We start from the raw sequence: 26,987 nt of genomic DNA, 5'->3' as shown, positions 1-26,987 counted from the left end.
AGGATTGCCTGATGCATATCATCAACGCCCGCCTGCGCAACCAAGAAGGCCTGCATGAGTTGCACCTGGAAAACGGCCTGATTCACAGCATCGCCCGGCAAACCGAAGCCCCGTCACTGGGGCCTGACGACCTGGACGCCGGCGGTAATCTGGTGGTGCCGCCCTTCGTCGAGCCGCACATTCACCTCGATGCCACCCTGACCGCCGGCGAGCCGCGCTGGAATATGAGCGGCACGCTGTTCGAAGGCATCGAGTGCTGGGGCGAGCGCAAGGCGACCATCACCCAGGAAGACACCAAGACCCGCGCCAAGAAGACCATCCAGACCCTCGCCGCCCACGGCATTCAGCATGTGCGCACCCACGTCGACGTCACTGACCCGGAGCTGACGGCGCTCAAGGCGATGCTTGAAGTCCGCGAGGAAAGCCGTCATCTGATCGATCTGCAAATCGTCGCGTTCCCCCAGGAAGGCATCGAGTCGTACCGCAACGGTCGGGAGCTGATGGAAGAAGCGATCCGCCTGGGCGCCGATGTGGTCGGGGGCATTCCGCATTTCGAGTACACCCGGGATCAGGGCGTCAGTTCGGTGAAGTTTCTCATGGACCTGGCCGAGCGCACCGGTTGCCTGGTGGACGTGCATTGCGACGAAACCGACGACCCGCACTCACGCTTCCTTGAAGTGCTGGCCGAAGAGGCCCGCAGCCGCGACATGGGTTCGCGCGTCACCGCCAGCCACACCACGGCCATGGGCTCCTACGATAACGCCTACTGCGCCAAGCTCTTTCGGCTGCTCGGGCATTCGGGGATCAGCTTTGTCTCCTGCCCCACCGAAAGCATTCACCTGCAAGGACGCTTCGACAGCTTCCCGAAACGCCGCGGCGTGACCCGAGTGAATGAGTTGCTCGAGGCGGGGATGAACGTGTGCTTCGGCCAGGACTCGATCGTCGACCCGTGGTATCCGTTGGGTAACGGCAACATTTTGCGGGTGCTCGAGGCTGGATTGCACATCTGCCACATGCTCGGTTATCGCAATCTGCAAAGTGCGCTGGATCTGGTAACCGACAACAGTGCCAAGGCCATGAACCTGGGTGATCGCTATGGGCTGGAACAAGGGCGACCGGCGAATCTGCTGATTCTGTCGGCGGACAGCGATTATGAGGTGATTCGCAGCCAGGGTTTGCCGCTGTATTCGGTTCGCGAGGGTAAGGTGTTGATGAAGCGGCAGATGCCGGTGGTGGAGTTTAGCGGTGATTTGAGCTGAGATTTTCGTTGAAGGTGATGGCCCCATCGCGGGCAAGCCCGCTCCCACAGGTTCAGCGTGATCCCTGTGGGAGCGGGCTTGCCCGCGATAGCGGTTTAAAATTCACCGCATCAACCGCGCCGTCCCGAATAATCTGACTCGACTCAATTCGCCCTCCATTTCTTCCAGCAAAATCGGCGCCGTGCCGCCAGGCATGACCACCTTCACTGCCCCCGCCGCCACCCAACCCACGCGCCACGCCGCACACGCCACTGCACTGGCGCTGGTGCCCGACGAGGCGGTCGGCCCTTCGCCGCGTTCGAACACCCGGGCGACAATTCGGCCCTCGGATTCAAGCATCGCCCATTGCAGGTTCACACCCGCCGGACACGGCTGCCCAGCCCCGGTCGGCATGGCATAAGCGATGCGGGTCAAGCCGTCGGCCAACCCCGGTTTGCGCATCAGCGCGTTACTCGGCAACGCAACGGCGTCTGTCACCAACGTTACGCAATGGGGATTACCTATGCGCACGAACTGGCTGTGGTTCCAGGCAGGATTGAGCGCCGACAACGGCCGCACATGACTGACTTCGCGCCCCGTCAACGTCACGGGTTCAACACCTTGCGCACCCACCGCCTCAGGGCCGAACGATGGCCACCCCAGGTCCAGCCAGAACCCTTGCACACCATCGATTTCAGCGGGTTTCACTGAAGTCTCCAGCGGCGAAACCGCATCGCTCTTGTCGTGATGAACCCGCAGCTGACAGGCCTCTTCCGGCATCAGTCCTTGTTCACTCAGGGCCTGGGAAAAAATCGTCAGGCCATTGCCACTGCGCTCGGCCAGGGTGCCGTCGGTATTGACGATCAGCAGGTCAAACGGCGGCACCGATTGAAACGGTCCCACCAGCAGACCATCGCAGCGATGTGCCTTGCTGTCGGGCGGCTGTGTACCTGGAGCCCAAGTGCAGAACGCCTCAATGGCCAACAACGTCCACGCCTCGCGGGTTTGCGCGGCACGGCTGGCCTGCGCAGGCAACTCGATTCCGCTACTGCGTACGTCGTTCGGCGTCACGACCGCGTAGATATTCCCTCGAGCATCGTACATCCGCGTCATGGCGCCCCCCTCTATGAACAATTGATGCGTCGACAATATCGCGAAACAGCGGCTGGCTGTGCAAGGATGTCACCCTGCCTGACGGCAGCCCGCCCGGACGAGGTGATCGAACCCCTTGCGGTAGTTCACTGTCCCTTGGGGACGCGACGTTTTTTGCCAAGGATCGATATGACCAGCCTCAACACCCAAGCCACCTTCGTCCCCGGACGTCTGGAACAGATGTCCACCCGCATCGCCTTTTTCATCGCAGGCTTCGGCATCGCGGCCTGGGCGCCGCTGGTGCCTTACGCCAAGGCGCGGGCCGGACTGGATGAAGGAACCCTCGGGCTGTTGCTGCTGTGCCTGGGGGTGGGCTCGATTCTGGCGATGCCCATGGCCGGTATTCTGGCGACGCGTTTCGGCTGCCGTCGGGTGTTGAGCGGCGGGACTTTGTTGATCTGTGCGGCACTGCCGCTGTTGGCGACGGTGTCGTCGATTCCGGCGTTGATCGCGGCGTTGTTCATGTTCGGCGCGGGCCTGGGCACCGTGGATTCGACGGTGAACCTGCAAGCGGTGATCGTCGAGCGGGCCAGCGGCAAGAACATGATGTCGGGGTTTCATGGGCTGTTCAGCCTCGGCGGAATCGTCGGTGCGGCGGGTGTCAGCGCGTTGCTCGGCTTAGGAATGTCGCCGCTGGGGGCGATGCTGGTGGTGATCGTGCTGCTGGTGGTGGCGTTGCTCAAGGCCGCGCCGCATCTGTTGCCCTATGGCAGCGAAAGCTCCGGGCCGGCGTTTGCCGTGCCCCATGGCATCGTGCTGTTTATCGGCGGGATGTGTTTCATCGTGTTCCTGGCCGAAGGCGCGGCGCTCGACTGGAGCGCGGTGTTCCTGGCGCAGGAGCGCGGGATCGACACGGCGTATGCGGGGCTGGGTTATGCGGCGTTTGCGCTGACCATGACCGTCGGGCGCTTGACCGGCGACAGGATTGTTCGGCGTCTTGGTTATACGCGGGTGATTGTGTTCGGTGGGCTGACGGCCGCGGCGGGCCTGGCGCTGGCGACGTTCGCACCGGCGTGGGAGGCGGCACTGGTGGGTTATGCGTTGCTGGGGGCTGGCTGCTCGAACATTGTGCCGGTGCTGTACACCGCCGTGGGCAAACAGACCGTCATGCCGGAAAGCATCGCCGTGCCGGCCATCACCACTCTGGGTTATGCAGGCATTCTCGCCGGGCCTGCAGTGATCGGCTTTATCGCCCACGGCAGCAGCTTGAGTTTTGCCTTTGGGTTGATGGCAGTGTTGCTGGTGGCAGTGGCGATTGGCGGGAAGGTGTTGAAAGTTTAAAAGCTTCGCGGGCAAGCCCGCTCCCACAAGGATCTTCAGTGAACACAGATTTTGTGTACGCCAAAGGTCATGTGGGAGCGGGCTTGCCCGCGATGAATTCACCTCGGTCAATCAGAACCCGACGCTGGCCTGCACAAAGAACGTACGCGGTGCGCCGACGTACATCCCCGAGTTGTTGTCGCTGGAGCGGGTGAAGTACTGCTTGTCGAAAATATTCTTCACCCCTGCCCCGACTTTCAGGTTCGACAGTTGCGAGCCAAAGTCATACCCGCCACGCACGTTCCAGGTGACGTAACCCGGGATGTCGCCGTACTGGCCGTCCGCGCTGCCTTCGGTGATGTAGTTGCCGCTGAAACTGCCATCAGCGTTCACCGCGGTGCCTGGCGAGCGCTGTTTGGACTGGGCAAAGGCATCGAGGTTGTAGGTCCAGCGGTTGATGTCGTAACGCAGGCCGGCGGTGGCCACCTGACGCGAGTAGAACGGTAGGTCACGGCCCTTGAAGCCTGGAATCTCGCCTTCATAAACGGCGCGTGTGTAGGTGAAACCGGCGTTGGCGGTCAGGCCGTCGAGCCGAGGGTCCAGCGCCGCCATGTCGTAGTGCACCGAGGCTTCCAGGCCCTGGTGCGTGGTGGCGCCGAGGTTGGTCCAGCCCACATCGTTGCTGATGTATTGCAGTTCCTTATCGAAGTCGATGTAGAACAGCGTCACTTCCCCGCCCCACACGTCATCGTTGTAGCGCGTACCGATCTCGTAGGTCTTGGCCTTTTCCGGGTTCAGGCCGTTGGCGGTGTTGTCACCCGAACCACCCTGACCGAGCTGGAAATATTGCAGGCTGCCAAACGAGGTTTCGTAGTTGGCGAACAGCTTCCAGGCCTCGGACATGTGATACATCACGCTCAGGGCCGGCAGCGGTTCATTACTGTCGATGCTGCGGCGCTTTTCCTGCACCGGTTTGCCGGCGGTATCGAGAACCGGCCGGTCGTGCCATTCAGTGCTGATGCTTTCAAAACGGATGCCGGGGGTCACAGTCCAGTTGCCGACGTCGATCTTGTCATCGATGTACACGGCATGGGCTTCGGTGCCGCCGGTGCGATCCTGGAACACATGGCCATCGGAAGTTCTGGTAACCACCGGCTGATTGTTCACCAGCGCCAGGCGGCTCGCCTCTTCATGCATGCCCTCTTTCAGGTAGCGATAACCGACGCTGGCTTCCTGAGTGGTCGGGCCCAGATCGAATACATGGGACACCCGCGGTTCGATACCGAAGGTGTAGTAAGTGCGCGGATAAGAGCTGAGGGTTTTCTGGTCGCGAGCGGCGATGGTGCTGCCACGGAAGCTGTCGGAATAGTAGGTCAGCACTTCGGCCTGGGTGCGGTCGTCGATCTGCCGAATCCACTTGAAGGACACGTCCTTGCGGCGGCCGCTGAAGTTGTCATGGTCACGATCGGACTGGAAAGGATCGGCGTCGTACTGCTTCTGCGTCAGGCCGCCGGGCATGTCGGCGCTGGCGTCGTAGTAATGGAAATTGAGGCTGAAATCGTCCTGATCGGTAGGTGCCCAATGGGTCTTGAGGATCACGTCGTCGATGTCATTGCTGTTGTTGCTTTTGCGATAACCGTTGCCGTTCACCCCGGAATACAACAGCGCCACGCCCATGCCGTTATCGGCGGTGCCACCGAGAAACGCGGTGTCGATGTGTTTCCAGCCGCCGCGCTGGGTGGTTTCCAGGGTGGTGCCGATTTCGCCGGTGGCCTTCTCCGGGATCGCGCGGGTAACGAAGTTGATCACGCCACCGACGTTCTGCGGCCCATAACGCACGGAACCGGCGCCGCGCACCACGTCGATGCTGTCGAGGTTGCCGGAGGAAATCGGTGCCATGGACAGCTGCGGTTGGCCATAAGGGGCGAAGGCGGCCGGCACGCCGTCGATCAGCACGGTGGAGCGTGGCGACAGGCGTGAGGTCAGGCCGCGCACGCCAACGTTCAGGGAAATATCGCTGCCGCCGGTGCCGTTGGCGTCCTGCACTTGCACGCCGGGTACACGACGCAGCACGTCACCAACGTTCATGGCGCCCTGCTCGACCATCGCTTCACGACGGATTACCGTGCGCGCGCCGGGATGGTTTTGCACCACGGCGGCGTCGGCATCGCCGAGCCAGTCGCCGACCACTTTGATATCCGTCACGCCCAACTCCAGCGGGCCGTTGGCGGCGGAAGTCGGGGCTGGCATCAGGGTCACCGAGCCTTCATCGATCCGGTATTCCAGACCACTGCCTTGCAGCAATTGGCGCAAGGCTTGTTCCGGTGAAAGATTGCCGTCGACTGCCGGAGCCTGTTTGCCGGCCACCAGTTCAGGGCTGAAAAAAACCTGCAGCGAGGTTTGCTGGCCCAGCTGACTCAAGGCCTGGCCCAACGGCTGCGCCTGAATATGAATGGCATCGGCGGCGAACGCCTGGGGCAGCGCCGAGCTGACCGCCAGGGCGAGAGCGAGGGGCAGCCAGGATGTTTTGTTATTTTTAGCGGTGGTTTTCTTCACGTCGAACATTGTCCTGTGGATCGCAAGAGTGTGCGGCTGTTAATGCAAACCAGTTGCAGTTGGACAAGAAGACGAAGAACTCGAAAAAAACCTGAATCTATCGGGCAATTATTTCCTGACTGCCGTCATCCAGAGTGCGGATGGCCACCGGCAGAATGCTCGGCAAGGCCTTTAGCAGCGCATCGGTGTTGTCGGATTTGAACACGCTGGTCAGGCGTAGATTGCCCACTTTGGCACTACCAACCGTCAGCGGCTTTTCCCGATAACGCGATACTTCTTCGGCCACTTCGCTGAGGCTGGCGTTGTTGAACACCAGTTTGCCGCTGCGCCATGCGGTCAGTTCCGCAGGGTTGACCGCATAGGCGACGGCCACCTTGCCCTGGGCATCGACGCGAGTACCGAGGCCGGCGGTGAGACTGACGAATTCGTCGCCGTCGCCTTGAACCTTGACCGTGCCCTGCTCCACCGCGACCCGGGTTTCGGTGCTGTCGCGACGCACGTCGAAACGGGTGCCGGTGACGGTCACTTTACCGCTGCCCGCCTCGACCACGAACGGTCGGCTGCTGTCGTGCTCGACGCTGAACATCGCCTCGCCTTGCGTCAACTCGATGCCGCGACGATCCTTTTCATAGCGCACCTGCACCTGGCTGCGGCTGTTCAGATCAATCACCGAACCGTCCGGCAACGCCACATGACGACGCTCGCCAAGGGCCGTGGAATATTCAGCCGTGTAGGTCGCCGGAGGGTTCAAGCCACTGAACAACCCCAGGCCGAGCGCCACTGCCAACACACTGGCGGCCACTGCATAACGCACCAACGGACGACGTTTGCCGCGGGCCGGCGAAGTTTCGCACAAGGCGTGCAAACGCTTGGCCGGCAGCAGATCGGCTGCCGCCCACAGGCTCTGGAGCATTTGATATTCGTCACGATGCTGCGGGTGTTCGTCCAGCCAGCTCTCGAAGCCACGCTGCTCTTCGGCGTTGACGGCAGGCTCCTGCAAACGCACAAACCACCGCGCCGCGTCGTCGCGAACCGTTGTTTGCCCGCACGCACAATCACGAGTATCCATCATGGAAAGTCCTGTTTGGCCGGGGATGAGAAGGTGCGGCGAATCATGGCTGTAACCCGTCCAGGCGATCACGCAGATGCCGCAGGGTGCGGATCATATACTTTTCCACCATGTTCTTGGACAGCCCCAGGCGTTCGGCGATTTCGGCCTGGGTCAGGCCTTCGATCTTCTGCCAGACGAACACCTTGCGGCAGTTGACCGGCAGCTCGGTGAGCGCCCGTTCGATGGAATCGGCCAACTGGATCGCGTGCATGAAATGCTCCGGGTCGCCGGACGACGACACACTGTGATCGATCGCCTCCGACTCCATGGCGCCCCGCCGATCCTCACGCCGATAACCGTCCACCGCAATGTTGCGTGCGGTCTGGTGCAAATACGCCCGAGGTTGTTGCACCGCCGCCGAATCGGACTCAAGCACCCGCACGAAGGTGTCGTGGGCCAGGTCCTCGGCCTGCTGACGATTTCTCAGGCGACGGGTCCAGGTGCCGATCAACTCTTCGTAATGCTCGAAAAAGCCGTGTCTGCGGGGCAGCTTGGGGGTCATTGCGGTGTGCTGTGGAGGGGAGGCGTGAATAGTAATGCTTCCTATTAACTGGAAGCAATGGATTCCCTCGATCCTCAGCGTCGGCTTTGTTGCCCTCGGTTTGCGGTTTCTCTGACAGATCAAGTCCTGTAATCGCGGTTGCTCAAGTCCATTGTGTGGACTGTTGAGCCCGAAACCCTTCCGCCAACGCCAACTGACGACCGGTCGCAGAAACCCATTGTCACTAAATATTACTTACGTCATATTACATCCGTAATAAAGCACCGCTTCTCACAGGTATTTGTCCATGACCAGCATGCCCAGCCTTGAACCCGATCTTGCTACTGCGGTGAACCCACCCAAGCCTCCCCTGCTCAAACGGCTGGCCTTGTTAACCGCGGCCATCGCCGCCCTGGTGGTTATCGGGCTGTACGCAACCCATTGGTGGACCGCCGGCCGTTTCATCGAAGAAACCGACGATGCCTACATCGGTGGCGACGTCACGGTAATCGGGCCGAAGGTCGCGGGGTATATCGATCAGGTGCTGGTCACCGACAACCAGAAGGTCAAGGCCGGCGATGTGCTGATTCGGCTCGACGCCCGCGACTATCGCGCCAACCTGGCGAAGGCCGAGGGTGCGGTGGCTGCCGAAGAAGCGTTACTCGCCAACCTCGACGCCACCGAACAACTGCAACACGCGGTGATCGGCCAGGCCCGCGCCGGCATCGATGCCACCGGCGCCGAAACGGCCCGCTCGCGGGACGATAACGCCCGCTACAAACGCCTGGTGAACAGTAATGCCGTCTCGGTGGAAAGCGCGCAACGGGCCGACGCCACCTTCAAGACTGCACAGGCGCAGAGTGCCCGGGCTCAGGCCGAATTGCTGGCCGCGCAACGCCAATTGAACGTGATTGAAACCCAGAAGCAGCAAGCGCGCGCCGCGTTGATCCAGGCGCGGGCCGAGCGTGATCTGGCGCAGTTGAACGTCGGTTACACCGAGTTGAAAGCCCCCGTCGACGGCGTGATCGGCAATCGTCGGGCACGGGTCGGCGCTTACGCTCAGGCCGGTTCGCAACTGTTGTCGGTGGTGCCGGCCAGCGGGCTGTGGGTCGATGCCAATTTCAAGGAAGATCAGCTGTCGCGGATGACGCCGGGCCAGCGTGTGATCGTTCATGCGGACGTGCTCAAGGGGCGTGAATTCCACGGTCATCTGGACAGCCTCGCGCCGGCCAGTGGTTCGCAGTTCAGCGTGCTGCCACCGGAAAACGCCACCGGCAACTTCACCAAAATCGTCCAGCGGGTGCCGGTGCGAATCCTGCTCGACCCGGCCGACGGCGTGCTCGGTCATCTGCGTCCCGGTCTGTCGGTGACGGCCGAAGTGGACACCCGCGCCGAGCCTGAAACCCCGACCGTGGCCAGCGCGCCATGAATCGCGCCCTCGCCGCCCCCGCGCAGCCGTTCAACGCCGCCAACATGGCGACGGCGACCAAGGTGTTCGCCTTCGCCACGATGTGCATCGGCATGTTCATTGCGCTGCTGGATATCCAGATTGTCTCGGCGTCGCTGCGTGACATCGGCGGCGGGCTTTCGGCCGGCGCCGACGAAACCGCGTGGGTGCAGACCAGTTACCTGATCGCCGAAATCATCGTGATTCCACTGTCGGGCTGGCTGTCCCGAGTGTTCTCGACCCGTTGGTTGTTCTGCGCCTCGGCGGTGGGTTTCACCTTGGCCAGCCTGCTCTGCGGCGCGGCCTGGAACATCCAGAGCATGATCGCCTTCCGCGCCCTGCAAGGGTTTCTCGGTGGTTCGATGATCCCGCTGGTGTTCACCACCGCGTTCTTTTTCTTCACCGGTAAACAACGGGTGATCGCCGCCGCGACCATCGGCGCCGTGGCCTCGCTGGCACCGACGCTGGGGCCGGTGATCGGTGGCTGGATCACCGACATTTCGTCCTGGCACTGGCTGTTCTACATCAACCTGGTGCCAGGGATTTTCGTTGCGGTGGCGGTGCCGATGCTGGTGAAAATCGACCAGCCGGAATTGTCGCTGCTCAAGGGCGCCGACTACCTGAGCATGCTGTTCATGGCGGTGTTTCTCGGTTGCCTGCAATACACCCTCGAAGAAGGCCCACGCTTCAACTGGTTCAGCGACAGCACGATTCTGACCACCGCCTGGATCAGCGGTCTGGCGGGATTGGCTTTCATCGGTCGGACCTTGCACGTGGCCAATCCGATCGTCGATCTGCGTGCCTTGAAAGACCGCAACTTCGCCCTCGGCTGTTTCTTTTCGTTCGTCACGGGGATCGGCCTGTTCGCGACGATTTACCTGACGCCGCTGTTTCTCGGCCGGGTGCGCGGTTACGGCGCGCTGGACATTGGCCTGGCGGTTTTTTCCACCGGGGTGTTCCAGATCCTGGCGATTCCGCTGTACGCCTTTCTGGCCAACCGCATCGACTTGCGCTGGATCATGATGATTGGCCTTGGGCTGTTCGCCCTGTCGATGTGGGATTTCAGCCCGATCACTCACGACTGGGGAGCTAAAGAGTTGATGCTGCCGCAAGCCTTGCGCGGGATCGCTCAACAACTGGCAGTGCCGCCCGCGGTGACTCTGACCCTCGGCGGACTGGCGCCCGCGCGGCTCAAACATGCTTCGGGGTTGTTCAACCTGATGCGCAACCTCGGCGGCGCGATGGGTATCGCCGCGTGCGCCACGATCCTCAATGACCGCACCAACCTGCACTTCACAAGGTTGGCGGAGAACCTCAACAGCACCAACGAAGCGCTGAATCAGTGGCTGTCCCAAGTCGGCAATAACTTCGCGGCCCTCGGCCAAAGCGGTGACGCCGGCGTCACCGCCAGCCTGCGTCAGTTGTGGCTGCTGACCTACCGCGAAGCGCAGACGCAAACCTACGGCGACGCGTTCCTGATGATCATGGTCTGCTTCATCCTCGCCACGGCGATGGTGCCCTTGATGCGCAAGGTGCAACCACCGGCCGCGCCGAGTGCTGATGCTCATTAAGGCTTGCCCCCGTTGGGTCGCGAAGCGGCAAGCCTGGCTCTCCTACAGGGTCTTGCGTCGTTCGCAATAATTACACCCGACACAAAATCTGTAGGAGCGAGGCTTGCCCGCGAATACGCCGGCTCAGACACCCGAAATCTCTGAAACTAATCCGCTGCTGACTGCGCCCTCAACCGTCGCCCAATCACATCCAGCACATCGCACCCATCCCGTAACGGAATGGCGCAGAGCAAGGCAAAGTCACTGAGAATCATCGAATCGCATTCGACTGAGCCGCGCATGGACATGTTTTCGAGCACCTGCGTTACGGCACGAATTCGATAGCTGGCGGCGTCGGTCAGGATATCCAACGGCGCGTGGGTATCGACGAACAGAGTGGGCATGTCGGTGCAATTGCTGGTGAGCGCCATGAAGCGGCTTTTGGGGTGGGGAATTGGTTTTTCGTAGGGTGGATCGGGGTGAAGATTTTCCATTTGAGATGCTCCAAGGAAGAAATGGAGCTGCCTTAGGCCTTCCTACAGGCTAGGGTGGCAGCTATGCACGGGGTAGGAATATCGAGACCCTTAGAGCAAAACTCGACCACGCCGAAGCGTGCCCGCGCATAGCCGCCGCAACAGATATTACGGACGCACGTTAACGGCCGCAAACCAAGCATCGACGTCAATGTAGCTCTAACGGTATTGAAGGGTTCCTACACCCTGCCACTGAATCTTCAGTGACCACCAGAGACTATCGATGGAAAACATTTCGCACCAGTTCATGGAAACCGATACGAGTTGAAGGAAACTTCCGACGACCTTGTCCATAAATTTCGCAGCATGTACGACCATCAACGTAACTAACCGATAGTCGTCCAAGTGGATTGATCTTCAAGGCTGGCTCTTCGAAGGTCGTCTTCCCACACAACAGTTGCCAAGCGAAAAACGTCTTCAAAAAATGCCCTGGTATTTTTCATCTTATCCCACCTATCAGGAAATGATGAATACACCTCAGAGTCATACTTCAGCAATGATTGGAAATCATAATTTCTGTCCTGAAGAGCTTCCTCCAGACATTTGTAGAGTAAAAATCTTTGCCGATATGATCGCTTTCTGGGTAGGCAATATTTGAGAATTAGCTCCTCCCTGCCCGTAGGATCATTAGGATCGAACCCCTCCAATTCCCCACCCAGAGTCTCTTCACGATCATAAATATCAAAACACCCCAAAAAATAAGAGAGTGCAGGGATATACGGCCGCCCAGTTCCAAGATCAATAAGAATTTTTCACTCTAGATTGGACATAAAGCAAAAAGAAAGCAAAAAGAAAGCAAAAAGTGGACGGATTTATTTGTAGCTGTTCATCCTCCCAACTATTTTTTTTCGACAACAATTGAAAACTGCTGAATCTCTTCAGATACCTGTCGGAAATACATTTATATTCTTAACCTTTAAATCCACGAACACCGAATCAGCTTCCGCACATCCAATCAACTCAATAAATATTATTGACCCACCCACATCAACAACTGCGCCGCCCTCCATATCATTTGAAATCAAAGTCCCCGTCATAGTTACGATGCCATCCATCACTCCAATAGAGTGAGCGTTATTGAGCGAAGAGCAAGCATTCTCCCCCCAAACAAACTCATCATCGATTTCTAATTCGACATCATACTGTTCACCAACTTCCGGTGGGGCAGCACGCCAAACTGCGATTGCGGCCCCGACACTGGTTGAAAACCCAACTAAAACTTCTTTGGCAACAAGAATCACGAGATCTATGGTTATTTTCATACTTATTTCTTCAGTAATGGGACGCGGACAACGGTATTTTCAACGTTCATAACATTCTCCCTTAACTGGAGTATCCACTTCTCCTCGTGGTAATGATGCTTACTCGGCTTGCCACCCATTTCATGTGCCCCGTATCGAATGCTTCTCTTACCGTCCGCTGAAACCAATCTGTCAGAATCAGGAAGATTCGTCCTTGGATGATTGTTTGTATAGGGACCCTCACCTAAAAACTCTTCCCACCTATTGGTGGCATCCTGGGGTTTAACTGGCTTATTCGCATAAGTTTCTTCGTGATATCCCATCTGAGGCGTATCACGAGACACCTCCGGCAATTGAGGCTCCCCGTCAGCTACCGCCGTATCCGACGGATCCTGCTCTTCCACCGACGGCTTTTCACAACCATCGCCGCCGGGGCAAGTACTCAACCCCAACGGATCAACCCACCCCGTCGGATTCGGCGTGTATTGATACTGGTTCAGCCCACCCGCCAACTTGATCGGGTCCGGGGTCAGGTATCGCCCAACGTCCGGATCATAGTAGCGATGCCGGTTGTAATGCAGGCCGCTCTCGGTATCGAAGTACTGGCCCTGAAAGCGCAGCGGCTGCTCGAGCTGCTCGCCCCCGCCCAGCGCCAGACGCGTGACTTTGCCGTAGGCGTTGTACTTCGCCGACCAGACAATCTCGCCACCGTAATCCGTCAGTTCCTGCGGTGTGCCGAGGTGATCGAGTTGGTAGTAGAACGGGCAGGCCTTTTTCGGGCCTTTGCCGTCGAGCATGGCTAACGGGCGAAAGCTGCCCGGTTCGTAGAGGTAGCTGCGGTAGTGCTCGCGGCTGCTTTCAGCGACGAGGTTGTCACCCTGCCAGAAAAACTCGGTGGTATGGCCGTCGACGGTTTTCTTGATGCGGCGGCCGAAGGCGTCGTAGCGGTAGCTGGCGGTGCGACCGTCCGGCGTGGTGACGCCGACCAGTCGGTGCTGGCAGTCGTAGCGGTATTCGGTGACGAGTTTTTGTGCGGTGCCACGGCGTTCGCTGATCAGGTTGCCGAAGACGTCGTAGTCGTAGTGGCGGTCGCCTTGCATCTGCAGGCGATAACCCCGCACTTTCGCGCCGCCGGGACGGTCCTGCATCAGCAGGTTGCCGGCCGGGTCGTGGGCGAAGCTTTCCGGTAGGTCGTCGCGGGTGTGGCGGACGCGGGTCAGGCGGTTGAGGGGGTCGTACTGGTAATTGCGTTGGCCGTGTCGGCTGTCGGCGATCTGGTCGAGATTGCCGTTGGCGCTGTAGGCATAGTCGCGGCGGTAGAGGTTTTTTTGCTGTTGGCTGACGGCGTGGGCCTTCAAACGGCCCTGGTCGTCGTAGGCGTATTCGCTGAGCAGCAAGCCTTGCTGGCGGTTTTGTTCGCGGCCGAAGGTAAATTGGTGACTGGTTAGCCGCGCACCGTTGAGGTCGATGGACGTCAGCGCGCCGCCCTTGGCGTGGTGGTAATCGAGTTTGCTGCCGTCCGGCAAGCGCAGGCGGTTGAGCTGGCCACAGGCGTCGTAGCCATACCGCAAGGTGCCCCAGCCCTGATGCTCGGTGATCAGGCGGTCCTGCTGGTCGTACTCGAATTCCAGCGGATGGTCGTGGCCGTCGTCGACGCTGGTCAGTCGACCCAGCGAGTCGTAGCAGTATTCGACCTTGATACCGTCAGGCAGGGTCTTGGTCAGCAAACGCCCAACTGAGTCCCGCTGATAGCCGGTGATCAGCTGCGAGCCGTCGTCGCCGAACTCGGTTTTCTCAAGCAGATGACCGTTGAGGTCGTAGACGTACGCGGTGCGACGGCCGTCGAAGCCGGTTTCCTGTCGGATCAGGCCGCCGGGGGTGTAGTCCAGGCGATAGTGTTCGCCAGATTCGTTTTCGATTTCCGTCAGCAACAGCTGCGCGTTGTCGTAGCGGTACTGGAGCTGGGTGCCATCGGGGTTGATCCGGCGGCTGACCAGGTGCAGGTCGTCGGCGTATTCGTAGCGGGTGACGCGGCCCAGTTCATCGCGTTCGGCGGTGATCTTGCCGTAGGCGTTGTAGCTGAAGGCGCGAGTGGCACCGGTAGGCAAAGTCGTCTGGATCAGTCGGCCGACGGCGTCCCATTGGTACTGGGTGACGGCACCGTGTTCGCCCTGACGGGTCGTCTGCCGACCCAACGCATCGTAGGAAAAGCGCCGCTGACCGCCGTCCGGCAACGTTTCCTCGACCAGTTGGCCCAAGGCATTCCAGACAAACACATGCCGACTGGTGTCCGGGTAGCGGATCGACAGCAGCTGACCTTTTTCGTCGTAGTGATAGTGGGTGACCTGACCGTCAGGATCGGTCGCTTCCGTGATGTCGCCCTGGGCGTTGCGCTGGTATTTCCACACGGCTTGGCCGCGATAGCGCGCATGCAGGAAACCGTTGCGATACTCGTAGGCCGTTGGCTCGTCTTCCGGCGGAATCAGCGCCACCAACCGTCCGACTTCGTCGTAACGGTATTCAGTGAAGGCGCCGAGCGGATCCTGCTCGGCCACCAAGCGGCCCTGATCGTCATAGGCCTTGAGGTGCTCGCCACCGTCCAGCTCGACCTTGCGCACCAGCCGTGCACGGTCGTCGTGGACGTAAACCTCTTTGCTGCCATCGATGTTCTGGACGGTGACGCTGCCCTGGTCACCCCAGACGTAGCGCGTATCCATCTGCGAAAACGACGCCCAGTGCCGGATGCAGCGTGCCGCTTTGCCGGACCCTTCCCACGCCCAGAAGAAACTCGCCCCACCGGCCAGTTGCCGCTGCAGGATGACGTGCTGATCATCGTAGTCGTAACGCTCGCTTTCCCCGACGGCGTTGCTCGCTTCGATCAGTTGCGCGCATTCGTCGTAGCGGTAACTGGCCAGCGTTTGTTCGGTGTACCAGGCCTCGGCGAGGGTCTGCGCCGGAACGAAACGCTGGTAGTCGACGGCGATCAGATGAGCGCGGTCATAGCGCAACCGCAAAGCGCGGCCGGCACCGTTGTCGAGGCGCTGGATGCGCTGCTGGCGGTCGCGCGGTGATGCGCAGGCGGTTGTCGTAGGCGTCGCTGATCGCCGTCAGCCGACCGTTGTGGAAGTGGTAGAAACGCGCGTCGTCGCCAGTCTGGGCGAGGATCAGTTCTTCGGGTTCAGCGCCGAGATAAATCGCCGCGCGCGAGAGGCTGTTGTGGATCGCCGGGCGTTCATGGTTCGGTAATGGAAACGGGGTACGGCGGTTTTCGTGGTCGATCCAGATGACCTGATCGCCGTCGATTTCCAACCGATGGGCCAGCGAATGACTCCAGCCAAAACCCAGCCCGCAGTCGATCTCGGCGGCGCTGGTTCGATAGAACCGGGTGAAGTTGAACGGCAGGATGCCGTCCAGCGAACCGTCGGTGAGGGTCAGCAGCTCTTCGCCGGTGACCATCGACACCGGGCAACCGTTCTTGCAGGTGGACGGCACGCAAGTGGCGCTGTCGCCATTGGGGTTTGTTGCCTGTTTCGACGCGTCGTCGTGGTGTTCGTTTTGCTTGAGCGTGGTGTTGCGTTTGGCATCCCAGCGCAGTTGCATCCGACCTTTTTTCAGACCCGCTGCCACACCGCGTGCGGCGACTGCTTTGTACTGGTCGACGTACTTCATAAAGGTGTTGAGGATATTGAAAGTGGCCTCGACGAAACGCATCGCAAGGCCAGCCAACAACGCCCCGTACTTAATCCCACGAAGTGTGAGATAGGCCTTGGCGGCGGTTATACCGACTCGCGTGAAAGCCAGCGCTGAAGCAATCAGAATATCGATCAGCACCGAAACGATGACTTGGCTGGTCACCTCCGCCGAGTTGCCGGCGATCTCGCTGGGTGGGAGCATTTCCAGCCAGAGACTCGCGGTACGCAGCAGTAAACAGAGCGCCGCTTCGTCACTCGCCAGTAGCTGGACTTTGGCCATGACCTCCGGCGCCGTCTCCGCAAGCCTGGCCAATTCATCGGCGCCGCTGCCCAGCCGTTCAGCGAACTTGCGGGGATCCTGAAGAATGTCCGAGAGCAGGCTGAGGCTGTCCCAAACACCGATGACCGCCGCCCAACTGCCCGCCAGCATGCCGTTAGCGGCGGCCGCAAAAGTCGACTGCGACCATTGTGGTTTGAACCCTTCCCACTCCTTGCGTAGCCAGCCCTCCAGCTCGGTGGTCAGGCCTTTGTAGGAATCAAAAAGCTCATCGATTTTCGAGGGTGCAACTTCACCCTGGACATGAACGCGGTAGAACTTGCCGGGTAAGCCTTCGAACTGCCCTTTGCCGTTTTCATCGAGCGTGACCGGCGTCGACTTCTCCCCATCCATAGCGATCACATCGACCTGAATATTCCCCAACGGAATGTCGTAAACCGATTCGAACTTGCTCTCGATTTCCAGAATCCCGCCTTTCGGGCACTGGACGACGGTGGAGATAAAGTCGTCGTCACCACTGCTGACAGCGGTGCTGGAACTTCCGAATCGGATGATCCGTTCCATGCCCATCAGTGACGGCAGATCCGACACGTGGCTGGCCTGGTCGGCGGTCTGGCTGAGCCAGTGATTGAGCTGTTCGCGATAGAGCGAGAGGGTGTGCGAGAAGCTGTCGAGTTCCTGCTCGATGCGGGTAACGTGCTCCATCAATGCACCGCAAAGTACGGAGTTGCTGGAGAAAAGGAGTCGAACATGAGCAATCCCTCGCGCAGAAAATTAGGCGCGGGGACTTTGCGGGGGATCGATCAGGAAAGAAGTCGGGAAAGGTGGAAATAGCTGTAGGGGGATTCGCTGATTAACAGCGACTCAATAACGCGTAATCCTGGTGGGAGCGGGCTTGCTCGCGAAGACGGCAGCACAATCAATATTGATTTCGCCTGACATGCCGCTTTCGCGAGCAAGTCGGATCGCCGCACCCGCTCCCACAGTTTTTGCGTCTTAACTGACTGAAATTAGAGCCAGGGCGTTACGTCTGAGGCATTTTGCGAAAACCCACGGCCAGCCGATTCCAGCTGTTAATGGTGGAAATCGCCACGGTCAGGTCGACCATTTCCTTGGGGCTGAACTCGGCGCTGAGCAGTGCATAGTCTTCGTCCGGGGCGTGGGTCAGGCTCAGTTGGGTCAAGGATTCGGTCCAGGCCAGTGCGGCACGTTCACGATCGGTGAAGAACGGTGCCTCGCGCCAGGCCGTCACGGCAAACAGCCGGCGTGGCGTTTCCCCACCCTTGATGGCATCGGCGGTGTGCATGTCGATGCAGAAGGCACAGCCGTTGATCTGTGATGCGCGCAGCTTGACCAGTTCGATCAGCGACTTTTCCAGCGGCAGCTTCGAGACGGCGGCTTCCAGGGCCATCATGGCTTTCAGGCCGTCTGGGGAAGCGGTGTAGAAATCGATACGAGGTTGCATGGTGAGCTCCAATAACAGGTGAGGTTGGCGCTACGTTAATGCCGACCTGAGGTTGTACAAATAGCCAATTATTGGGAAGTTGAGGATGCCAATAGACCAGAAGATTTTCAGTGACGGTTCGGCATCAACACATCAGCCGCTACGCTTGCGCAACCACTGCAAAAACCCCTTTTTCTCCACCACCTTGGGTGTTTCCTGAATCAGCGTCTGAGCCGTATGCATCCGGTAATCGAACAACGCCTTCATCGCTTCGCTGATGTCATGCCGCGCATCCAGGCATGGCTTGAGGTATTCCTTCTCGATGCGGTAGAGCGTGCAAAATGTCTTGGCCGAAAAGTCGGCGAGCGCCGATTCATCGGACAGAATCCCGGCCTCGCCAATCACCTCACCCGGTCCCATGCGCCCGGCCTCGAACTTTTTGCCACCGCGGCTCAGGGCGACCGACACCACGCCGGACTCGATGATGAACAGGTGATCGCTCACCTCCCCCGCCGGCAGGATCATTTCCCCGGCGCGGAAGGTTTGCAGCTTCATGTTCTGGCTGAAGGTTTCTTTCTCTTCCTGACGCAGGGTCGAGAAGATGTTCGAGCTATCCAGCAACGCCCGCTGCCGTGACAGCGCAGCAGGCGCGTTGGGTTCAACGCTCGACAACAGGCTGACACCGGACGCCTGCAAGTGCCGGAACGCCAGATCGAACAGCTGATTACGTACCATGCGCTTCTGATCCATGGACACCACGAAACCGCTGATTTCATACTCCACGCCGGTGCTGCCGGAGCTTTTCAACGCCACGCACGGTGCCGGTTTGGCCAACAGGAAGCGGCACCCTTGCACGGCCCGCTCCAGTGCATCAATCACCGTTTGCGGACGAGCGTGGGGGCTCACTTGCAAGCTGATCGAGACACCGAAAATATCGCTGGGGCGACTGAAGTTGACGATCTTGGCCTTGGCCGCCAGGGAGTTGGGAATCACCGCCATGCTGCCTTGGGCGGTTTGCAGGCGCGTGGCGCGCCAGTCAATGTCGGTGACCCGGCCTTCGGTGCCGTCGATGGAGATCCAGTCATCCAGTTGATAGGGTTTGGTGGTGTTGAGGACGATCCCGGAAAACACGTCGCTGAGGGTACTTTGCAAGGCCAGGCCGACGATGATCGCCAACGCACCGGACGTTGCCAGCACGCCCTTGACCGGCAACTCGAGCACGTACGCCAGGGCGGCGATGACCGCGATCAGGAAAATCACTGCGCCGAGCAAGTCCTGCAACAAACGCCCGGTGTGCCCGACCCGTTGCATCATCACCGCGCCCAGCAACACCGTCAGTGTGCGCGCGGCGAACAGCCACCAGCCAATTTGCAAACCGGTTGCCGCCAGGTGCAACGGCACGTTGTCGACCCAGGGCGCCGGCTCCATGGGGTTCAAGCCTTCGTTGAACAGCAGCATGCTGAACAGCGCGAAAATCACCAGCCGCACCACCAGTTTCCAGTTGCTGCCGCTGGCCGTGATCAAACGCCACAATCCCAGATCGATCAGGATCAAGATCAGCGCGCTGAGCAACGGGTGATCGGTAAGCAGTGACAGCATCAAGCAACTCCAGCAAGGGCCAATGGCGCGAAGATCTCACAGATTGGGCACAGTGTAGGAGCAATTGATGTCTCCAGAACAACACAAAACACTGTGGGAGCGGGCTTGCCCGCGATGGCAATTATTCAGTCACTGTGATGTTGACTGATCGATCGCTATCGCGGGCAAGCCCGCTCCCACAGGTTATGTGTGTATGTGCTGTCAGGGTTTACTTGCTGTTGGTGAGGGTGTTGTAGCTGGTCATCAGATTGCGGTAGTCCGGAATGTGGTTGGAGAACAAAGTCGCCAGACCTTCCACGTCGTTGCGCCAGTCGCGATGCAGTTCACAGGCCAGGCCGAACCAGGTCATCAGTTGGGCACCGGACGAAGACATGCGATCCCACGCCGATTGACGGGTCAGTTCGTTGAACGTGCCGGAAGCATCGGTCACCACAAACACCTCAAAACCTTCGGCCAGTGCCGACAGCGCCGGGAACGCCACGCAGACTTCGGTCACCACACCGGCGATGATCAGTTGTTTCTTGCCAGTGGCCTTGATCGCCTTGACGAAGTCTTCGTTGTCCCAGGCATTGATCTGGCCTGGGCGAGCGATGTACGGCGCGTCCGGGAACAGAGCCTTGAGTTCCGGCACCAGCGGGCCGTTGGGGCCGGTTTCGAAACTGGTGGTCAGAATCGTTGGCAGCTTGAAGTACTTGGCCAGGTCGGCCAGGGCTAGCACGTTGTTCTTGAAACGGTCCGGATCGATGTCGCGCACCAAAGAAAGCAAACCTGCCTGATGATCGACCAGCAGAACGGCGGCGTTATCCTTGTCGAGACGTTTGTAGGAAGTAGTCATGGGGGTAATCCTCGCTTTTTATCGATGCCGAACGGGCCGGCGGAAGTGAACTCTGATTTTTCGTTTAAACGTGGCCGGGCAAGTCCGGCACACCACAGCGCTACAACAATTATTTCAATCACTCATCCGGCCAAAGCGTCCCGACTGGAAGTCGGCAAAGGCCTGGTGAATTTCTTGCTCGGTGTTCATCACGAACGGGCCGTGGCCAACAATGGGCTCGTCAATTGGCTCGCCGCTTAGCAGCAACACCACGGCGTCGTTATTAGCTTCCAGACTGAGCTGATTGCCATTGCGTTCGAACAACGCCAACTGCCCTTCTCGCACCAATTCCACACCGTTGACCTGAACCGTGCCGCGCAGCACTACCAGTGCGGTGTTGCGCCCTTCGTGCAGATCCAGGGTCAGCAACTTGCCGGCGTTCAAGCGAACGTCCCATACGTCGATCGGCGTGAAACTGCGCGCCGGGCCGCGATGACCTTCGAACTCACCGGCGATCAAGCGCAGGCTGCCAGCGTTGTTCTTCAGTGGGATCCTCGGGATGTCACCGTCGAGAATTGTCTGGTAACCGGGCTCGGCCATCTTGTCCCTGGCCGGCAAGTTGACCCACAGCTGCACCATTTCCAGGGTGCCGCCGCTCTTGGCGAAAGCTTCGGAATGAAACTCTTCATGGAGAATCCCCGAGGCAGCTGTCATCCACTGCACGTCGCCGGGGCCGATCTTGCCGCCGCTGCCGGTGGAATCGCGGTGTTCCAGTTCGCCCTTGTAGACGATAGTCACGGTTTCGAAACCGCGGTGCGGATGCTGACCAACGCCACGACGCTCGGTGGTCGGGGTGAATTCGGCGGGGCCGGCGTGATCCAGCAGCAGAAACGGGCTGATGTGTTTGCCCAGGTTGTCGTAGGAAAACAACGTGCGAACCGGAAAACCGTCGCCGACCCAATGAGGTCGTGGGCTGGTGTAGATACCGATGATGTTTTTCATCTTTTCCTCCAAATCTGTCGTGTGACGCGATGGACAAAGCTTAAAACCGGCGCCTTTGGTGCGCTAGACTGCAAAAATCAGCCTTAGCGTTCTATTTGGAGAACGATGGTGGAAGACCTCAACACCCTGTACTACTTCACCCAAGTGGTGGAGCACCGCGGTTTCGCCCCGGCCGGGCGCGCGCTGGACATGCCCAAATCCAAGCTCAGCCGACGTATTGCCGAACTCGAAGAACGCCTCGGTGTGCGCTTGCTGCACCGCAGCAGTCGGCATTGCTCGTTGACCGAAATCGGCCAGGCGTATTACCAGCGTTGCCTGGCCATGCGGGTCGAAGCCGAAAGCGCCGCCGAACTGATCGAACGCAATCGCTCCGAACCCCAGGGCCTGGTGCGCATCAGTTGCCCGACAGCGCTGCTGAATTCCTGGGTCGGGCCGATGCTGACCCGCTACATGCTCAAATACCCGCTGGTGGAGTTGTTCATCGAAAGCACCAACCGCCGGGTCGATCTGATCCACGAAGGGTTCGACATCGCGCTACGCGTGCGCTTTCCGCCGTTGGAAAACACCGACATGGTGATGAAGGTGCTGGGCAACAGCACCCAATGCCTGGTGGGGAGTCCGGTATTTGTGCAGCGCTTGTCGTCACCGGCCACGCCGGCTGATCTCAGCGGTCTGCCGAGCGTGCATTGGGGTGGCGCGCAGCGGGAATATCAGTGGGAATTGTTCGGTGCCGATGGCGCCAGCGCGCTGATTCGTCATACCCCGCGGATGGTCACCGACGACTTGCTGGCCTTGCGTCATGCGGTGCTCGCCGGCATCGGCATCGCCCACCTGCCCAGTGTGGTGGTGCGCGATGAGATTGCCGCCGGCCGACTGGTGGAACTGGTGCCGGGATGGACACCCAAGTGCGGGATCGTGCATGCGATCTTCCCCTCACGACGCGGATTGCTGCCGTCGGTGCGGACCTTGATCGACTTTCTGGGCGAGGAATTCAGCCATAGCGATATTGCTTAAAAGCTTCAGACCTGGCTCGAATCTGCGCTCAAATACTTGTCCAGCGATGACATAGCGTGCTGCAACCGATCGACGGCTTCATCGAGCAGCACCGTGTTCCCTTCATCGATGACACGCTCCAGTTGCTCGCAATGCTCGATCAAACGCACCGCCCGGACCATGCGCGCACTGCCCTTGATGCGGTGCGCCAGGTTTTGCAGGTCATGGCGATTACCACTGGCATGCGCCTGCAGCAGATTGTTCCGATCACTGCGGTTAGTCACCGCCAGTTCGCGCACCAGATGATCAAGCAGCGTGCGATCGGCACCGACATATTGCTCCAAGCCGCTCAGGTCCATCTCGGACGCGGGTTGCTCTTCGAGCGTCTCGGGTGCTTCGTTTGCAAACCTGGACGCCAGCCATGCGCTCAAATCCGCCAGCAGGATGGGTTTGAACAGACAGTCGTCCATACCCGCCTCCAGGCAGCGGACTTTTTCCTCGCGCTGCGCATTGGCGGTAAAGCCCAGAATCAGCGTCGGCGGTAATCCCTGGGCGCGCTCTTCATCGCGGATTGCACCCGCCAGCTCGTAACCACTGAGCCTGGGCATATTGCAGTCGGTAACCACCAGATCGAACTCACAGTCGCGCCACAGCTCCAGCCCCCGGGCGCCCTCTTCAGCCTCCAGTACATGATGCCCCAGGTGGCTCAGTTGCCATGAAAGCAACAAACGATTAGCCGGGTGATCGTCGACCACCAGAATCGTCAGTGGCCGCGTCGGCACCTGCACTCCGCTATCCACTGCCGCAATGGAAGGCAACGGTTGCAGTGCGATCAGCTCAAGGGTGATGTCGACCTGTGTGCCTTGCCCAAGGACGCTGTCGAGTTGCAACTGGCCGCCCATCATTTCGCACAGGGTGCGGCTGATTACCAGGCCCAACCCGGAGCCACCGCGAGCTGACTGCTGGTTATTGCTGGCTTGGGCGAACGGGCTGAACAACCGGTGCAGGTCAACGTCGCCAATGCCAATGCCGGTGTCTTCAATGCGCACACTGACCGTCAGATGCTCCGGCGTCACGGGCGTGACCCGCAGCGTCAGGCTCACCTCGCCCTCAGGGGTGAACTTGATGGCGTTGCTCAGCAGATTGGACAGCACCTGCTTGAAACGGGTGGGGTCGATCAACACGTCGCAATCGCTGTGTTCGTCCAGATCGATTCGCCACGCCAGCTCATTCTGCCGTGCAAGGCCTTCGAAAACCCGGCACACCGACTCCACCAGCTCCCGAAGATTGGCGCGTTCAGGTGTCAGGGATAAATGTCCGGACTCAATACGGGCGATGTCCAGAATGTCACCGATCAGCGCCAATAATTGTTGTGCGGCACCGGACGCCACCTCAATGGCAAAGCGATCGGTGACGCCCTCGTCCGCACGTTTGAGGGCCAGTTCGAGCATGCCGATCAGGGCGTTCATCGGTGTGCGGATCTCATGACTCATGGTGGCCAGAAAAGTGGTTTTGGCGCGGTTGGCATCGTCCGCCTCGTTCTTGGCCTCCTGCAATTGCCGTAACCAGTGCTGGCGCTGACGAATTTGCCGGCGCTGCCAGGCGATCCAGCCCAGGGCGAGCAACAACAGGGCGCCAGCCACGGCAAACGCCTGAAGAATGCCTTGACGATGGCGTAGCCAATAGCTGTCATCCAGCACCACATCATTGCTCCAGCGGGCCACCAGATCGTCCATTTCCTGAGGCGAAATGCTCAACAACGCCTTGTTCAGAATCGAATGCAACTCCAGCGCGCCGCGGTGCGTGGCCAAGGCGATACGGGCGGGTTGGTCGCCGACGGTGCTGCTGACGCGCAGACGATCCGGGTAGTGCCGAGCGATCAGGTAACGGGCGACGATCAATGAACTGAGCGTCGCATCAGCCTGCCCCTTGATCACCCGTTCCATGCCCTCGGCCGGGCTTTGCACTTCGACCAGACGCACCTGCGGCGCCCGGGCCTGCAGAAACCCGAACAACGGATGACCACGATAAATCGCCAGGCGTTTACCGGCCAGATCGTCCAGCGTCCTTGGGCTGCCCGTCGTCGTTGCACTGACCAGCACAAATGGATTGCTGAGGTAGGCGCGGGTAAACAGCAATGCGTCTTCACGCTCGGTACTGGGAGTGACCACAGGCAACAGGTCGATTTCGCCGTCCTGGAGTTGCTCAATCTGCCGGTCCAGTGAGTGGCCGCGTTGCACCTCAAAGGTCAAACCGCTGCGCTGGCTGATCAGCGTCAGCAACTGCGCCGTCAACCCGTTGAACCGGCCTTGGGCATCGTAGAACGTCAGCGGGGCAAAGTTGTCGATCGCACCGACAGTGACCGACGGATGCCGGTCCAGCCAGCGTTGTTCACTGGGGCTCAAACGCACCTGATCCTGACCCGCCGAATCAGCCCTGCCGGCACTCCAGCGCACTTCGATGACCACGCGTTGTTCCATCGGAATCGCCGCCAGCGCCTTGTCGATGATGCTTTTGAGACGCGGATTGTCCTTCGCCAAAGCGAAGCCGAACGGATTGGCATCCAGACCGGAAGGCCCCGCCAGATGAACATTGTTGAGGTAGTTATTGTTGATCAGGTAATTGGCGCTGATGAAGTCGCCCAGAAACACGTCGGTCTGTCCGAAGGCCACTGACCCGAGTGCGTCGAGTGCCGAGGCGTAGAGGTGCAAGATCGCATCAGGATAGAAGCTCTCGACCGTGCGGGCTGGCAGGTAGTCTTCGACCATGGCGATGCGTTTGCCGGCAAGGTCGACGGGCATTCGCTTGTCCAGTCGGGTGACCAGTATGGGCTGATCTTCGGCATAGGCTCGGGACCGGGTCAGCGCGGGGTCGGCCGCTTCGAAGTTGTTCGAGGTTCCGAGCAGATCCAGCTCATGGCGTTTGAGGGCGTCCATGGCTGCCTCACGAGTGGCATAACGCAGCACGTCGATTTTGACATGCAGCAGTTTCCCCAGCAGCTCGGCGTAATCGGCCGTGATGCCCTCCAGTTCATCGCGGTGGCGCGTCACTTCGAACGGCGGGTAATCCGCCCCCGTTACACCCAGGCGAAGGGCTCGTTTATCGCGTAGCCATTGCCAGTCCTTTTCATCCAGCTTGACCTCAAAGCCCTCCACTGTGGAGCGCCCCAGCAGATGCAACCGCTGCGGCTGGTCGGCCAGTGCTGCTGAAACCTGCGGCACAAGGCTCAACATCAAGGCCAACAGGACGATGTGCACGGTCGGTTTCATTCAGATCAGATGATTGCGCTTGGCGAAGTCCCGCAGGTGCACCGCCGCGTTCACGCCGAGCTTTTCGATCAAGCGGGTCTTGTAGGTGCTGACGGTCTTGTGACTCAGGTGCATAAGCTCGGCGATGGCCTTGTTACTCTTACCCCGGGCCAGGTATTGCAGGATGGTCAGTTCGCGGTTGGAGAGCTTGTCGATCATCTGTTTTTCGCTGCGTTGCCGGGCGTCCTGCGATCCCGAAGGCAGCCGCGCAAAATAGGTATAACCGGTCATGACCGCATGCACGGCTTTGTGCAATTGGCTCAGGTCGTTGGTCTTGGCGACATACGCCATGGCCCCGGCGCGCATGCAACGCTCTTGAAAAAACAGTGGGTCCAGAGAGGTGAAAACCAGTACCAGACATGACCAGTCACTGGCCCTGATCCGTTCCAGCAGCTCCAATCCATCGCCGCCGGGCATAACCAGATCGAGTACTACCAGATTGAATGAATGTTCGTGGAGTAGCGATATCGCCTCGCTACCGCTGGACGCCTCAGAAATCCGTTTGAACCCTTCCAGCTCAAGTACAAGTCTGACTGCGGCGCGTACCACCGGATGATCGTCCACAAGCAGCACTTTCTTCATGGAGAAATCCTGTCCAAATACCCGATGATTGCGCCACGACTGCACTCCGGATGATGACGGACCGGACGCAACGGCTGCGCTAAGACTTTTGCATGACGGACAGGAAGAAGGTACCTGTCAAAAATGATAGTTCCGACGAGCGGCAACCCAGAATCAAGCAATATGATGCTGATATCGCGCAGGCACGGGGGACTGTGAAGCTTCACCCGCAGGCGGATCGATGAGTGCCATCAGCCGTTGAATGGACACCAGATCCGGCCGCGCCCCGTGGCTCACCTGAACCTTTTGTTGAACCTTGTGTTTAACACCGGCGGCCGGGATCGGCGACAACTGTGCCGGCCGGCCATCGTAGATCAAGGCGTGGTGAACCTGGCCGTTATCGAGGAAGAACCCGAGCAGGTTCAATGCCCCATCCGCCAGCGAGGCATTGATGACCACCAGATCAAATGGCTCGCTGGCGTACTCGATCAGGGTCAGCATCTCCACAAGGCTTTGTACCGGGGCCACCCGGTAATAACCGAGCTGATTGAACAGCCGCTCGGTTTTCATCCGGTGAAAATGCTGTTCGTCGGCGATCAGGATACGCAAGGTTTTGTTGATCATCGCGTGCCTCCAGGTCAATCAATGACTGATGAGTGAGGCGGCAAGGCTACGCAAGACCGAGGAAGCGTTCTGTAGGACGTTTCCTAAAAACTGCGCCATTTATC

The 26,987-nt window shown here is 59.6% G+C and carries 18 protein-coding genes and 1 pseudogene; 5 read left to right on the top strand and 14 right to left on the bottom strand.

All coding sequences use genetic code 11. The annotated features are described in order from the left end of the window. Window positions 1-11 precede the first annotated feature (11 nt). Complete coding sequence (gene codA, locus AB7M26_RS14385; protein ID WP_123497900.1) at window positions 12-1,259, top strand: cytosine deaminase; 1,248 nt, start codon at window positions 12-14, stop codon at window positions 1,257-1,259. Window positions 1,260-1,361: 102 nt separating this feature from the next. Here the strand turns inward: codA and AB7M26_RS14380 are convergent, their stop codons facing one another. Then, on the bottom strand, window positions 1,362-2,351 hold the full coding sequence (locus AB7M26_RS14380) for a diaminopimelate epimerase (protein WP_123497902.1): 990 nt from the start codon (window positions 2,349-2,351) through the stop codon (window positions 1,362-1,364). Between the two features lie 168 nt (window positions 2,352-2,519). Between AB7M26_RS14380 and AB7M26_RS14375 the strand changes: the two genes are divergently transcribed. Next, entirely contained in the window at window positions 2,520-3,671 is a 1,152-nt protein-coding gene (locus AB7M26_RS14375) for an MFS transporter (protein ID WP_123497904.1), read from the top strand. A gap of 111 nt (window positions 3,672-3,782) precedes the next feature. Here AB7M26_RS14375 and AB7M26_RS14370 read toward each other — a convergent pair whose 3' ends face one another. The 3 genes from AB7M26_RS14370 to AB7M26_RS14360 all read right to left on the bottom strand — a co-directional run bounded on the left by AB7M26_RS14370 (window position 3,783) and on the right by AB7M26_RS14360 (window position 7,819). Continuing rightward, window positions 3,783-6,206, bottom strand: coding sequence for a TonB-dependent siderophore receptor (locus tag AB7M26_RS14370; RefSeq protein WP_123498004.1), 2,424 nt, complete (start codon window positions 6,204-6,206; stop codon window positions 3,783-3,785). A 97-nt stretch (window positions 6,207-6,303) separates the two neighbouring features. Next, entirely contained in the window at window positions 6,304-7,278 is a 975-nt protein-coding gene (locus AB7M26_RS14365) for a FecR family protein (protein WP_123497906.1), read from the bottom strand. A 40-nt stretch (window positions 7,279-7,318) separates the two neighbouring features. After that, window positions 7,319-7,819 (bottom strand): sigma-70 family RNA polymerase sigma factor, encoded by a 501-nt coding sequence (locus AB7M26_RS14360; protein WP_007907700.1) that lies wholly within the window; start codon window positions 7,817-7,819, stop codon window positions 7,319-7,321. A gap of 286 nt (window positions 7,820-8,105) precedes the next feature. Here AB7M26_RS14360 and AB7M26_RS14355 point away from each other — a divergent pair, with 286 nt between their 5' ends. Both AB7M26_RS14355 and AB7M26_RS14350 read left to right on the top strand, forming a co-directional pair. Beyond that, window positions 8,106-9,227, top strand: a complete 1,122-nt coding sequence (locus AB7M26_RS14355) for an HlyD family secretion protein (RefSeq protein ID WP_123497908.1) — start codon at window positions 8,106-8,108, stop codon at window positions 9,225-9,227. Next, complete coding sequence (locus AB7M26_RS14350) at window positions 9,224-10,816, top strand: DHA2 family efflux MFS transporter permease subunit (RefSeq protein WP_123497911.1); 1,593 nt, start codon at window positions 9,224-9,226, stop codon at window positions 10,814-10,816. The genes AB7M26_RS14355 and AB7M26_RS14350 overlap by 4 nt, the downstream gene beginning before the upstream one ends. Window positions 10,817-10,962: 146 nt before the next feature. On the opposite strand, the gene AB7M26_RS14345 is transcribed toward AB7M26_RS14350, so the two are convergent. The 7 genes and pseudogenes from AB7M26_RS14345 to AB7M26_RS14315 all read right to left on the bottom strand — a co-directional run bounded on the left by AB7M26_RS14345 (window position 10,963) and on the right by AB7M26_RS14315 (window position 21,397). Beyond that, window positions 10,963-11,289: a hypothetical protein gene (locus AB7M26_RS14345; protein WP_123497913.1), complete on the bottom strand. Its 327-nt coding sequence runs from the start codon at window positions 11,287-11,289 to the stop codon at window positions 10,963-10,965. Between the two features lie 917 nt (window positions 11,290-12,206). After that, the gene (locus tag AB7M26_RS14340; RefSeq protein ID WP_123497917.1) at window positions 12,207-12,590 is read right to left on the bottom strand and encodes a hypothetical protein; all 384 of its coding nucleotides are present in this window, start codon (window positions 12,588-12,590) and stop codon (window positions 12,207-12,209) included. Window positions 12,591-12,910: 320 nt separating this feature from the next. After that, window positions 12,911-17,243, bottom strand: a pseudogene (locus AB7M26_RS14335) (RHS repeat-associated core domain-containing protein); the annotation flags it as partial. A gap of 319 nt (window positions 17,244-17,562) precedes the next feature. Continuing rightward, window positions 17,563-18,003: a carboxymuconolactone decarboxylase family protein gene (locus AB7M26_RS14330; RefSeq protein WP_123497921.1), complete on the bottom strand. Its 441-nt coding sequence runs from the start codon at window positions 18,001-18,003 to the stop codon at window positions 17,563-17,565. Between the two features lie 132 nt (window positions 18,004-18,135). Beyond that, window positions 18,136-19,581 carry a mechanosensitive ion channel family protein gene (locus AB7M26_RS14325; RefSeq protein ID WP_123497923.1) on the bottom strand — a complete coding sequence of 482 codons (1,446 nt, stop codon included), beginning with the start codon at window positions 19,579-19,581 and terminating at the stop codon, window positions 18,136-18,138. A gap of 208 nt (window positions 19,582-19,789) precedes the next feature. Continuing rightward, the gene (gene ycaC / locus AB7M26_RS14320; protein WP_008011497.1) at window positions 19,790-20,416 is read right to left on the bottom strand and encodes an isochorismate family cysteine hydrolase YcaC; all 627 of its coding nucleotides are present in this window, start codon (window positions 20,414-20,416) and stop codon (window positions 19,790-19,792) included. A 114-nt stretch (window positions 20,417-20,530) separates the two neighbouring features. Further along, window positions 20,531-21,397: a pirin family protein gene (locus AB7M26_RS14315; protein WP_123497925.1), complete on the bottom strand. Its 867-nt coding sequence runs from the start codon at window positions 21,395-21,397 to the stop codon at window positions 20,531-20,533. Between the two features lie 105 nt (window positions 21,398-21,502). Here AB7M26_RS14315 and AB7M26_RS14310 point away from each other — a divergent pair, with 105 nt between their 5' ends. Further along, window positions 21,503-22,411, top strand: coding sequence for a LysR substrate-binding domain-containing protein (locus AB7M26_RS14310; RefSeq protein ID WP_123497927.1), 909 nt, complete (start codon window positions 21,503-21,505; stop codon window positions 22,409-22,411). Window positions 22,412-22,416: 5 nt separating this feature from the next. On the opposite strand, the gene AB7M26_RS14305 is transcribed toward AB7M26_RS14310, so the two are convergent. The 3 genes from AB7M26_RS14305 to AB7M26_RS14295 all read right to left on the bottom strand — a co-directional run bounded on the left by AB7M26_RS14305 (window position 22,417) and on the right by AB7M26_RS14295 (window position 26,883). Continuing rightward, window positions 22,417-25,659 (bottom strand): transporter substrate-binding domain-containing protein, encoded by a 3,243-nt coding sequence (locus AB7M26_RS14305; protein ID WP_123497929.1) that lies wholly within the window; start codon window positions 25,657-25,659, stop codon window positions 22,417-22,419. Then, a complete protein-coding gene (locus tag AB7M26_RS14300; RefSeq protein WP_123497931.1) occupies window positions 25,660-26,280 on the bottom strand; it encodes a response regulator transcription factor in 621 nt (206 codons plus the stop codon). A gap of 153 nt (window positions 26,281-26,433) precedes the next feature. After that, window positions 26,434-26,883 (bottom strand): response regulator, encoded by a 450-nt coding sequence (locus AB7M26_RS14295; RefSeq protein WP_123497933.1) that lies wholly within the window; start codon window positions 26,881-26,883, stop codon window positions 26,434-26,436. Window positions 26,884-26,987: the final 104 nt, after the last annotated feature.

It is taken from the genome of Pseudomonas sp. F-14 TE3482 (genome assembly GCF_053629455.1).
The sequence above is the reverse complement of the archived record's forward strand: the minus strand, read 5'-3'. Positions and strand labels throughout refer to the sequence as shown.